This is a genomic window from Puniceicoccus vermicola (assembly GCF_014230055.1).
Taxonomy (GTDB): Bacteria; Verrucomicrobiota; Verrucomicrobiia; order Opitutales; family Puniceicoccaceae; genus Puniceicoccus; species Puniceicoccus vermicola.
On record NZ_JACHVA010000004.1, the window covers coordinates 16,030 to 28,168 of the forward strand.

General features: G+C 55.1%; 7 protein-coding genes and 1 pseudogene. 1 reads left to right on the forward strand and 7 read right to left on the reverse strand.

Going from position 1 to position 12,139, the window contains the following annotated elements:
• Positions 1 to 77 precede the first annotated feature (77 nt).
• Positions 78 to 830, forward strand: a complete 753-nt coding sequence (locus H5P30_RS00125; RefSeq protein ID WP_185690938.1) for a ParA family protein — start codon at positions 78 to 80, stop codon at positions 828 to 830.
• 12 nt (positions 831 to 842) lie between these two features.
• On the opposite strand, the gene H5P30_RS00130 is transcribed toward H5P30_RS00125, so the two are convergent.
• The 7 genes and pseudogenes from H5P30_RS00130 to H5P30_RS00160 all read right to left on the reverse strand — a co-directional run.
• Entirely contained in the window at positions 843 to 1,976 is a 1,134-nt protein-coding gene (locus H5P30_RS00130) for a 6-phosphofructokinase (RefSeq protein WP_185690939.1), read from the reverse strand.
• A 225-nt stretch (positions 1,977 to 2,201) separates the two neighbouring features.
• Positions 2,202 to 3,626, reverse strand: coding sequence for an adenosylhomocysteinase (gene ahcY / locus H5P30_RS00135; protein ID WP_185690940.1), 1,425 nt, complete (start codon positions 3,624 to 3,626; stop codon positions 2,202 to 2,204).
• Positions 3,627 to 3,652: 26 nt separating this feature from the next.
• Positions 3,653 to 4,822, reverse strand: a complete 1,170-nt coding sequence (gene metK, locus H5P30_RS00140) for a methionine adenosyltransferase (RefSeq protein WP_185690941.1) — start codon at positions 4,820 to 4,822, stop codon at positions 3,653 to 3,655.
• Between the two features lie 78 nt (positions 4,823 to 4,900).
• Positions 4,901 to 7,801, reverse strand: a complete 2,901-nt coding sequence (locus H5P30_RS00145) for a tetratricopeptide repeat protein (RefSeq protein WP_185690942.1) — start codon at positions 7,799 to 7,801, stop codon at positions 4,901 to 4,903.
• 77 nt (positions 7,802 to 7,878) lie between these two features.
• Positions 7,879 to 9,573: an ABC transporter permease gene (locus H5P30_RS00150; RefSeq protein WP_221774243.1), complete on the reverse strand. Its 1,695-nt coding sequence runs from the start codon at positions 9,571 to 9,573 to the stop codon at positions 7,879 to 7,881.
• 132 nt (positions 9,574 to 9,705) lie between these two features.
• Positions 9,706 to 11,526: a translational GTPase TypA gene (gene typA / locus H5P30_RS00155; protein WP_185690943.1), complete on the reverse strand. Its 1,821-nt coding sequence runs from the start codon at positions 11,524 to 11,526 to the stop codon at positions 9,706 to 9,708.
• Positions 11,527 to 11,614: 88 nt separating this feature from the next.
• Positions 11,615 to 12,139, reverse strand: a pseudogene (locus H5P30_RS00160) (transposase); the annotation flags it as partial.

A 12,139-nucleotide genomic window follows, 5' to 3' on the forward strand; every position in this document is an offset into this window, starting at 1 on the left:
TCGCTGCAATTGTGCCAATTCTGTCGCATTCTTGACCCAGCGAATTCCAGCCTGTTCAACAGGGCTCTACCGTCATCATGAAGATCCTTTCCCTCTATAATTTGAAAGGTGGTGTGGGAAAAACCACGACCGCCGTAAACCTTGCTCACGCTGCAGCGCGGGACGGTTTCAACGTTCTCCTCTGCGACCTCGATCCACAGGGTGCCTCCACTTTCTACCTCCAAGCGGCTCCTCCGACAAAGATGAAAACGGGCAAACTCCTCAAAGGAAAGTCCTTCGCCCATAAACAAGTCCGCGAAACCGAGTTTATCCACCTCGATGTTCTGCCCGCTCACTTGGAATTTCGGAATCTGGACCGGAGACTCGACGAAGAAAAGAAATCGGACACCGCTCTCGCCTCCCTCTTCGAGGGATTCCACGGCGACTACGATTTGATCATCGCCGATGCACCCGCTGGACTGACGCTCCTCTCGGAAAATCTTTTCCAACTATCCGATCTGGTTCTCGTTCCTACGATCCCCTCAACCTTGTCCCTGAACTGCTTCGAACAGGTCTCCGAATTTTTCAAAAAGGAAAAACTCTCCAAGAAGAAGTTAAAGGGATTCTTCTCCATGGCCGACACCCGTAAACGCCTGCACCGGGAATCCATCGAGAAAGTCTACCACACCCCGAACAACCCCTTCCTCGAAGCCGTGATTCCCTCTGCCAGCATTGTGGAGCAAATGGGAGAACAGCGACGCCCAGTATCTGCCTTCGCCCGCAATAGCCGAGCTGCCAATGCCTTTGGCGACCTCTGGAATATTGTTCGCGCGGAACTGAAGATCGACTGAGCCCAGCTCCGCTCAACCGAGGCAGGTGTCTACCTCGAGAGCCGCACGGACCCAATCATGATCGAGAGGGACCGTCTTACAGAGACCCGCCACTTCTTCGAGCGGCACCGAGGTCACTCCATCCCCCGCAACGGAGACCATTCGGTTATATTTCCCCTCTGCCAGCAATTCCCCCGCTTTCGTCCCGAGCAATGTGCAAATCAAGCGGTCGCGCGCTGATGGAGACCCGCCCCGCTGGACATGCCCCAGTGAAGTCGTCCTTGCCTCAAGATCCGTCAACCCCTGGAGCTGGCGAGCAATTCGGCTATCAAGAGATTCCTGCACCAGATGAGGTCCTTCGTGGAGCTGACGAGCCTTCTCCTCCTTCGGGGTCGATTTCTTCTGCTTTTTCCCGCCCTTCTTTTCTTCCTGCTTCTGCTGAAACTCTTTTTCGGAAAGCGCCCCTTCCGCCACGGCGATAATCGAAAACCGCTTGTTGTGTTTCCGGCGTTCCAACAAATGCTCAGCCACCCGATTCAGATCGTAGGGCTTCTCGGGCAAGAGAATCGCATCGGCGCCCCCAGCCACTCCTGCCCCTAGCGCTAACCAACCAGCCTTGTGCCCCATCAACTCGCAGACGATTACCCGATGGTGACTGGTCGCCGTGGTGTGAAGCCGGTCGATCGCCTCGGTGGCTGTGCTCAAGGCCGTATCGAAACCGAAACTCACATCGGTCTTGGCCACATCGTTATCAATCGTTTTCGGCAGGGTAATCACCGGCAACCCGGCTTCCCGCAACCGCTGGGCATTCTTCTGCGTTCCGTTCCCCCCGAGGCACACCAAACAATCAATCTGCCGCGAGAGCGCGTTCGAAACGGCTACATCGGTCATATTTAAGACCCGCTCGCCCATCGGCATCTTGTGGGGCTTATCCCGACTCGTCCCCAGGAGAGTTCCTCCCAAGGTTAAAATCCCGGATACCGCCACATTCTCCAGAGGCAGAAATCGATTCTCGACCAACCCCCGAAATCCATCCGGAATCCCGAGCACCCGAATTCCGTGCTTCATCGCCGACTTCGCCACTCCACGGATCGCCGCATTCAAACCCGGACAATCCCCTCCTGACGTCAAAATTCCAATGCAACGCGTCTTTCGTTTTGCAGCCATGCCTAAATTCAATCCTCTCCCCCTGGAAATGGCAAGGCAGACTCACCAACTTGCATCGCGTCAATCATTTTTAGCCAGACTACTTATCGCAGTGATCTCCCACCCTCGACTGCGTAACTCTTTCGGATCCTGGCCATCTCCAAATCCCCGTAAGCTGTTGTTTCCCAAAAAGAAAGGCCGATGAGCGAATGCCCATCGACCTTTCGGAAAGAGACTCTGTCGAGACTAGTATTTGTAGTGCTCGGGCTTGTAAGGGCCGCCTACTTTGACACCGATATATTCGGCCTGCTCTTCGGAAAGAACCGTGAGCTTGGCTCCGATCTTTTCGAGGTGCAGTCGGGCAACTTCTTCGTCGAGATGCTTGGGAAGGATGTAGACGCCGGGAGTGTATTTTTCGACGTTCTTCCAAAGCTCGACTTGAGCCAGAACCTGATTGGCAAACGAGTTCGACATCACGAAGGATGGGTGACCCGTCGCACAACCGAGGTTGACGAGGCGACCTTCAGCGAGAACAAAGATCGAGTGTCCATCCGGGAAAGTCCACTGATCGACCTGCGGCTTCACGTTCATCAACTTCACCCCTTCGGCATTCTCCAGCTTCTCCATCTGGATTTCGTTGTCGAAGTGACCGATGTTACAAACGATGGCTTGGTCCTTCATCTTCTCCATGTGAGCGAAGGTGATGATGTCCTTGTTGCCGGTCGTGGTTACGTAGATGTCCGCCGTGCCAAGGGTATCCTCGACCGGGGCGATCTTGTAGCCTTCCATTGCGGCTTGCAGGGCGCAGATCGGGTCGACTTCAGTGACGACCACTTGCGCACCCATGCCACGGAGAGCTTGGGCGCAACCCTTGCCGACATCACCGTAACCGCAAACAACCGCAACTTTACCAGCGATCATCACGTCGGTCGCACGCTTGATCCCGTCAATGAGGGATTCACGGCAGCCGTAAAGGTTGTCGAATTTCGACTTCGTCACGGAGTCATTCACGTTGATGGCGGGAACGAGCAGCTTGCCCTTCTCGTGCATCTGATAGAGGCGGTGAACTCCTGTCGTGGTTTCCTCAGAGACGCCCTTCCAGTCATTGACGACATTGTGCCAGTGGATCGGATCTTCGCTCTTTACCTTCTTGAGAAGGTTCTTGATCACACCTTCTTCCTTCGAAGAGGCGGGCTGATTTACCCAGTCATCGCCGTCTTCCAGGTCGTATCCTTTGTGGATCAGCAGAGTCGCGTCTCCACCGTCATCGACGATGAGATTCGGGCCCTTGCCATCCGGCCAAGTCAGAGCTTGGTAAGTGCACCACCAGTATTCTTCCAGAGTTTCGCCCTTCCAGGCAAACACTGGAACGCCGGAGGCAGCGATCGCCGCGGCGGCGTGATCCTGAGTGGAGAAAATGTTGCAGCTGGCCCAGCGAACGTCCGCGCCCAGATCGACGAGGGTGTCGATGAGGACTGCCGTCTGAATCGTCATGTGGAGCGATCCGCTGATGCGAACGCCGGCAAGTGGCTTACCCGCAGCGTGTTTCTCGCGGATGGCCATGAGCCCCGGCATTTCTTTCTCGGCAATGGTGATTTCACGCCGGCCAAAATCGGCGAGGCCTAAGTCAGCGACTTTGTAGTCGGTAGTGGTTTCCGTTTGAGTAGCCATAATAATTGTCTCGGTTTGTGGTAAAATCAGACCGCAGCTTGCAGGTCTTCGACCTTGTTCGTCTGCTCCCAGGGAAGATCCGACTTCCCGAAGTGTCCGTAGTGAGTCGATCCACGATAGATCGGATGTAAGAGATCAAGCTGGGCAACGATGTCCGCAGGCTTGAAGCTGAAGACCTTCTTCGCCGCTTCGGCGATCAATGCGTCGGTCAGGCCTTCCTTGCCGGAGCCAAAGGTATCGACGTGAACGCTGGTTGGATGCGGGTAGCCGATGGCGTAAGCCACTTGGAGTTCGCACTTGGACGCGAGTCCAGCGGCGACGATGTTCTTCGCCACCCAACGGCAGAAATAGGCAGCCGAACGGTCGACCTTCGAGGGGTCCTTTCCGCTGAAAGCGCCTCCCCCGTGGCGGGCCCATCCGCCATAGGTGTCGACGATGATCTTACGGCCGGTCAATCCGGCATCTCCCTGAGGGCCGCCAATGACGAACTTCCCGGTCGGGTTGATCAAAAACTCAGTTTTGTCACTGAGCAGTTCCGAAGGAAGCACCTTGCGGATGACTTCCTCGACACAGAATGCCTCAATCTCCTCGTGCTTCACCTGCTCGGTGTGCTGAGTCGAGATGACGACGTTCTCGATGCCGGCAATCTTGCCGTCTTCGTATTTCACGGCGACCTGACTCTTGACGTCGGGGCGAAGCCATTCAACTCCCACGCCTTTGCGCTGACGGGCCATTTCCCGCAAGAGACGGTGAGCGAACATGACCGGTGCTGGCATCAGCTCCGGAGTCTGATCGCAGGCGAATCCGAACATGATTCCCTGGTCACCCGCACCCTGCTCGGCGGTTTGCTTTCCTTCTGCGGCCGCAGCATCCACCCCTTGGGCGATGTCCGGTGACTGCTTGGTCAGGCAGTTCGAGATAAAAACTTCGTCGGCGTGAAACACGTCATCACCGTTGATGTAGCCGATATCACGGATGGCATCGCGCACCGTCTGCTCATAGTCGAATTTCGCCTCGGTGGAGATTTCCCCGGCGAGGAAGACACAGTTGCTCTTCACCAAGGTCTCGCAAGCCACCCGACTCTTGGGATCCTGCGCGAGGCATTTGTCCAAAACACTGTCCGAGATATAATCCGCGACTTTGTCCGGATGGCCCTCTCCTACAGATTCCGAAGAAAATACAAAATTCTGACTCATACCCCCCTACTCTGAACCCGAGACCCGAGGCGGGGCAAGTTTTATATCAAAATATCCAGATTCGTTGATTCGTTATTTTCAATATCGCATCAAATTGCTCATGATTTGCTGCGTCAGATCTGTGGACTCCCAGAAAAACCGCCCGGCCGAAAGAGTGTCATCATCTGACCTTGAGGAGGAATAGAGAGATTGATTGCCTTCCTCGCCCCAGTCGTAGGGAAGAGCTTCCGCCCCGAGCGGAAAATCCACCGGAGTCGACCATTGCTGGCGGGCGAGCCCTTCCTGAATTTCTTCCCAATAGAGCGGGAACCATTCCAGCGGCAGATCTCTCGCAATTCCCCGGATCGAGCTCGGATCCAATTCGATCATCGCCTGAATCGCCCGCTTCCGTAACTCGACATTTTCCTGAATGGGAAGTGAATCGAGCACTCCGAGCAACTTCTTCCAAGCATTCACGTAGAGCGGGTCCATCTGTACTGCGGTGGCAAATGCCTCGAGAGCGGCTGCATCGTTTCCGCGTGTATCTTCCAGATAACCAAGGAGGTAGTACAGGGTCGGGTTTTCCGGCTCCTCTTCCACCATCTCATTGAAGACATTCAAGGCGATATCCTGCTCCCACTCTCCCCGGAACGCCCCCTCACAACCGAAGCAATGGCTTTCTATCCGACCAAACTGATGCGGCATCAGCCCATAAGCCTTGCGCAAATGAACTTCTGCTTCCTCGATCTTCCCGGCCGACTTAAGCTCTACCCCCGTACGGAATTGGATACAGTAGGCATCCGCAAAAATCTGCAGGGACTCCCGATACATCTCAAGAGCAGGCAACGTCATTCCGGCGATGCGCAACTCGTCCGCCTCCTCCGCGAGATCAACCGCGGCGACAATTCGGGCCATCGTATTCGCCTCTTCCTCCTGTCCGCGTGCGGCAAGGACCTGCCCCAAGACGGCATAGGCGCGGAGGCGATCCCGGGCACTCATCTCCCCGTCCGTAGGATCGATCGCGATTGCCGCGCGTGCCGCTTCTTCGGCTGCTTCCAGCTCACCGGTTTCGAGTAAAATGACCGACTTCCAAATCAGCGGGCGCTCCTCAAATGGGTCCATTTCCAACAACTGGTCGAGAAACGGCACCGCCTCTTCGCCCTCCTCCCGAACAAGGACCTCAAAGGCCAAGTCATCCGCGCCTCCTTCCGTTGCCAGGTAATTCCTCAGCAACTCAATTCCTTGCTCTTCTTTTCCGATTTCAATCAGTATTTGCGCAACCGATACTGGAAAAGCGAGTTCCCCCAAATCGACATATCGCATCTCGGAAATATTTTCATAAAACCAGAATGGTGATCGCTCGAGCAACAGAAGCGCCTCCTCCGGTCGCCCCGCTTGTTGATAGAGCATGACCAGCATCGCCATAGGAGACCCACGATACCAATATCGCTGCCCGGAATCTTTACGAGCTTGAATCGAATACTCCAACCACTTCACCGTTAGATCGACAGCCGCATCGGTATCCCCAATTTCAGAAAAGAACTCGATCATCCGGACCAACTCGTATTGGTCGTCTTCGAAAGAGAGCTCCTCGGTCTTGGCCTCGAGAATCGCCAACAACCTCTCAAACAATTCCTGTTCGTCGAGGATATCCATGGCTTTCGTCAGACGCAGTAGACGGCTTTTTTCCTCGGAGCTATCCGCATCAGTGGGCAGTCGAAAACTCTCCGAACTTTCGAGGTATTCCTGGAGGGATGCAACGGCCTCGCTTACCATCCCCAACTCGAAGAGGCGGGTGATTCGTGAGAGCAGTAGCTCGCTGGTTGGACTCGTGGAGGAGTCAATCTTCTCATCCAATTGAGCAAGGATCGGATCATTCTCCGGATCGAGCGGCATCAGCCCGGACTGCAACTCCAGCCGCAACACCGGATCGAGGTCAGGAAGAAACGGTTCCAAAGAGTCGTAGAGATCTCCCGTGGAATAAGAGTAACCGGCCGAAGCAGCCAACTTCGCCACCATAATTTCAAAGGAAGATGAGGATTCCTCCTGCAAAGCCTCCAACTCCTCCTGGACCTTTTCGACCTTTCCCATCCGCAAATAATCGCGGACCCAATCGATTCGTGTCTCTGCAGAGGGGAAGGACGGATGCTTGCTCTCCAAATATGCAACCGCCTCCGGAAACTCTGGAAGTTTCGGGCTCAGAAAACTCTGGAACTGCCGCTCCTCAACGACACCTCCTTCCATAAGGATGCGAAAGATTCGGGCCTGATCCTCGGTCACAAATTGATCCACCTCTACAGAACTCTCCGACCCGAGAAAGAGCGACTTCAGAAACTCTTCGGATCGCTCCGCCCCAAAAATATTTTCGAGATCCGGAAATTCCACCCCCCACATGCGAAAATACCCAGGAGGTGGATCCCCTAGAAAATTCAACAAATCCTCGAGAGCCAACTGGGAAAACTCGGTATTTACCGAATGAAAGGCAGCCGTCTTCAGCGTCCAAAAATAGTTCTCCACCGACTTCGAATTTCCCCGGGAACGGGACAAAAATCTCATGGCCGCTCCACCCGATTTCAATTTCGCCAAACTATCAATGATTTCCTGCGCCCCTTCATAATTCCCTTCGGCCACCGCAATTTGAAAACGCAGCAGCTTTCCCGCGTTCGGCTTCCCCTCCGAAAGATCCTCCGAAATATCCCTCCAGGCACCCGGCTCCGGGAAATTCTTCATGAGCACCTCACCGAAACGATCATCTCCATCCCGAGTGAGGAAGCTCGACCATTGACCGAAACCTTCGACCCAGAGTGTGGCGAAATCAGCCCCCGACCGGTCCAGCTCCGAATCGTCCAGTTCTGCGATCCAGTCTTCCAACGAGTTTTCTCCCCCTCCCTCTGCAGAGTCTTGAGAGGTTAGGCGCTGGAGTAGTTCTTCAGCGGGCGGAATCGCGCAAACGAGGGCGCAAGAGGATAACAGGGCGAGGGGGAGCAGGGCCTTTTTCATGGCCCCAAGAAGTAAAAAGAAGCGAGAAGAACCGCAATTCGTTTCTTTAATCGGAGCAATTTTATCGAATATCTTCCTTAGACACGGAAGATCGCTCCGAGCTTTTTCCCCAGTAAAACCGAGGCCCCGATGATCGTCACCGCAAGGAAAGCCATCGCCCAGACACCGAGAGCGCTGGCAATGAATGGTCCCTCACCCAGCAAATTCATCAATTCGTAAATTGCTTTGGTGATCGGGTAAAACTGCTGCTTTTGCGCAAGGATCAAACTATCCGAGACCTCAAGCATGGCTTGGGAAAAAGCAAGGATGGCCCCGGCCAAAAGGTTCGCGAGGATCAAGGGCATCGTGATTCGCAAGGCAGCTTTCACCGGCGGGCAACCAAGGTTCTGCGCCGCCTCTTCGTAGGTCACACTCGTCTGCTCCAACCCCGCCACCGCAGACCGCACCACAAAGGGCAGCTTGCGAATGGCATAGGCAATGATGAGAAGAGGCACCGGATTGGCTACCGGATTCAGAAACTCGAAAAACTTCCCTTCCTGCGACATCGCCAGATACCCGAAGGCAATCACGATTCCGGGAACGGCCAGCGGCAGCATCGCCATGGAGTCGAGGATTGAACGACCCGGGATCGTCGAACGCACTACCACGTAGGCAATCGCCACACCAAAGCCGACATTCACGAGGGTCGCCGCCGAGCTGTAGAAGAGACTGTTTTGAATCGAAGACAGCGTCAGGGGATGTCCGAGCGCCAACTCGTAATTTTCCAAAGTCCACCCGGTCGGCAGAAGGTTTGCATACCAATCACTCGAAAAGGAAATCAGAATCACCGCGAGGTGAGGCAGGAGTGCGAGAATCGTGATTCCGAAGAAAAATCCAAAGCACACGAGCTGCCCGAGAGCGCCCGGACGCTTGGCCCCCGAGGCATGTCCCGCCTTGGCCATCATGGAGAAGGTGTTACGCCCGAAAAGAGTCTTTCCCAAGAGATAGAATCCAATGGAGGCCACCAACATCACGGCCACGAGGGCGTAGGGAAAGGGGTTCGATCCGATCTCTTTCACTCCATTAAAGATCTGAACCGAGGTCACCCGGTCGTAATCGAAGATCAGAGGCACCCCGAGCTCGGTGAAGGCCCAGATGAAAACAATTGTACTCCCCGCAAAGATTCCCGGACGCATTAAGGGAAGAGTGATCGTGAAGAAGCGCTTCCATCCACGGCACCCCATATTCTCCGCGGCTTCCTCCATTGCCGGATCAATATTTGCCAGCGAAGCCACGGCATTGAGATAAAGAATCGGATAGAGGCTCAGGCTATTCAGAATCACCACGCCCCAAAACCGGCTCTGGCCCAGCCAATCGATGGTCTGACCCGGATCCAGAAAGCCGAGCTCAACGAGACCGGCGTTGAGCATCCCATATTGTCCGAGAATTTGCCGGACCCCAATCGCTCCGACAAAAGGAGGCAGCATGATCGGGAGAAGAATCAGCGCCGAAAATACCTTCTTCCCGAAAAATTCGTAGCGATCCGAGATGAAGGCGAGCGGCAAGGCAATGAGCAGCGCCAATAGAGTCGAGAAGAGCCCCATGCCAAAGGCATTGATGAGCCCTTGAGTATAAAGATCGTTGCGGAAAACCTCGAGGACATAGGAAAGAGTCCAAGTCCCGTCCAGAGAGAGAAATCCGCCCTGCAGCACTTCCCAAATCGGCCAGAGGAAGAAGCACCCGAAGAACACCGCGGTGATTCCCAATACACTATAACTGAACCCCTTGCTCACGAGTTCATTCGATAGTCCAGGAAGAGCGGCCTGCGAAGCTTAAAAGCGCAAAAACTGCGATTCTTTTCAGCGGCTCCGAATCAAAAGCAAAACGGAGCCGCCAATCAAAAACGATTCAACAGAGCGAACGGCCTAGACCGTCGCGCCGCGTTTCTCGGCCTTGCGGCGCTCATTGGAGTCCAGAATACGCTTCCGCAGTCGGATCGCCGCCGGAGTCACTTCCACGAGTTCATCCGGAGCAATGTATTCGAGCGCGCGCTCAAGACTGAAACGAACGGGAGGCGTCAACTGGATCCCTTTACCGTCCCCGCTGCTTCGAATATTATCGAGCTGCTTCGCTTTGGTGGGATTGACTGGGAGATCGTTCTTGCGGGGATTTTCCCCAACGACCTGACCGCCGTACACTTCCTCACCCGGGGCAACAAAGAGCCGCCCCCGCTGTTGAAGGGTATCCAGAGCGTAAGCCATGACCGCGCCTTGGTCCATGGAGACCAGCGTCCCAGTGAGACGAAGGTCGATCACCCCAACAAAAGGACGATACTCCAGGAAGAGGTGACTCATGACACCGGTTCCGCTCGTCAGATTCACCAAGTCGGTTTCGAGGCCAATGACCCCGCGAGTCGGAATCTCCGCCTCGACAGTGACCCCGGAATTGTGGTGGTCCATTCCGACGACAATCCCCTTCCGGCGATTGATCATTTCCAGAATACCACCGAGTTCGCCGTCGGGGAGTTCAATCCAAAGCGTTTCGAAAGGCTCGAGCTTTTTTCCATCCTCGTCTTCTTTGAAAACAACCGTCGGCCGGGAAACGAGGACTTCGTATCCTTCGCGACGCATCGTTTCCAGCAGGACCGAAATCTGCATCGCCCCGCGGGCGGTGACGAGAAATGAACCGCCATCGATCCCATCCTCGATTTTGATCGAGATATTCGACTGAGTCTCACGGATCAGGCGCTCACGGATTTGACGGGAAGTCACCTTTTTGCCCTCACGTCCGGCAAACGGTCCATCGTTCACCGCAAATTCCATTTGGATGGTCGGAGGATCAATGGCGACAAACGGAAGAAGCTCGGCCTCCTGCCCAAAGGCCAAGGTGTCCCCAATCCCAATATCTTCGAATCCGGCCAACCCTACGATGTCTCCGGCAACCCCTTCCGGAGAGTCCTCAGTGGTAATCCCGGTAAAGGTGAACAATTTCGTGATCTTGCAGCGACGGGGAGCCTTCCCTTCGGAATGCGCCCAGATCGTTTGTCCCTGCTTGACCGAGCCACTCAAGATCCGGCCCACCGCGATTCGCCCGACAAAGTCATTCCAGTCGATGTTGCTGACCAGCATCCGGAACTCCCCTTCTTCCACTTCAGGAGCGGGGATGGAGTCTCGGATGATCTTGAACAGAGGAGCCATCGATTCACGAGGATCATCCAGGGAGAGAGCGGCCCATCCATCGCGGGCACTGGCGTAAATGAAAGGCGCGTTGAACTGCTCCTCCGTTGCTTCCAACTCGAGAAACAATTCCAGAACCTTGTCGTGAACGTATTCCGGACGAGCGTTCTCGCGGTCGACCTTATTGATCACAATCACTGGAGACAATCCCGCGGCCAAAGCCTTGCGAAGCACAAAACGAGTCTGAGCCTGCGGGCCTTCGTAAGCGTCGACCAGCAAGAGCACCCCATCGACCATCTTCATGACCCGCTCCACCTCAGCCCCGAAATCGGCGTGCCCGGGAGTATCCACAATGTTCACCAAATGGTCTTCGTGGATGATCGCGGTGTTCTTCGCTTTGATCGTAATCCCCTTCTCGCGCTCAAGGTCCATCGAGTCCATGACCCGCTCAGAGACCACTTGGTTATCGCGGAAGGCGCCGCCTTGGCGCAACAGTTGGTCGACCAAGGTAGTTTTACCATGATCAACGTGGGCGATAATCGCCACATTTCGAATTTGATTGGATTGCATCGGAAAGTCTCCTCGTAGAGAAAAAGCGTCGAAGATCGCAGGGAACCCCCGCAATGCAACTTAATTATCAGGGAAAGTAAGGCTTCTTCTAGCGAAACAAGCCCGTTCTCAGCCCAGTACCAACCGCCAATCCACCCCAATCGGTCCCGGTCATCGCATGAGCCCGCTTGGGACGCTTCCCCGCATCCTGCTGCACCTGCTCCTCCACAAATGAGGGCGATCCCAGCACCATCCCGTCGGTAAAATAACGCACCCGGCACCGCAAAACCACAGACAGGGGCAATTTTCCCTTCTCCTCTTCCAACACCCGCACCGCTTCTTCCCGAGAGATCGACTTCTTCTCATCCTTCTCCCCGGCCCCGGCACCATACAAAGTCTGGCGATACCCAGCCAGATCCTTGTCCACAACCGAAAGACCAGCCCGAGCCATCCGCCCCCCTCCAATCGCCTCGGCATACCCACAAAATCGATAATCCTTAGGATCTTCAACCAACCCCGCCCGCACCGCATTCAAGTCAATATAGGCAGCCACCGTCCGCAGCGCCCAACGATCCCCTTCCACCAGAACACTCTTAAACCGCTCACACCAAAGCGGTCCAAAACGATCCCGCGA

Coding starts and splice junctions, on each gene's coding strand:
- metK (WP_185690941.1), bottom strand. CDS start 4,822: ATGAGTCAGAATTTTGTATTTTCTTCGGAATCTGTAGGAGAGGGCCAT.
- H5P30_RS00125 (WP_185690938.1), top strand. CDS start 78: ATGAAGATCCTTTCCCTCTATAATTTGAAAGGTGGTGTGGGAAAAACC.
- ahcY (WP_185690940.1), bottom strand. CDS start 3,626: ATGGCTACTCAAACGGAAACCACTACCGACTACAAAGTCGCTGACTTA.
- typA (WP_185690943.1), bottom strand. CDS start 11,526: ATGCAATCCAATCAAATTCGAAATGTGGCGATTATCGCCCACGTTGAT.
- H5P30_RS00145 (WP_185690942.1), bottom strand. CDS start 7,801: ATGAAAAAGGCCCTGCTCCCCCTCGCCCTGTTATCCTCTTGCGCCCTC.
- H5P30_RS00130 (WP_185690939.1), bottom strand. CDS start 1,976: ATGGCTGCAAAACGAAAGACGCGTTGCATTGGAATTTTGACGTCAGGA.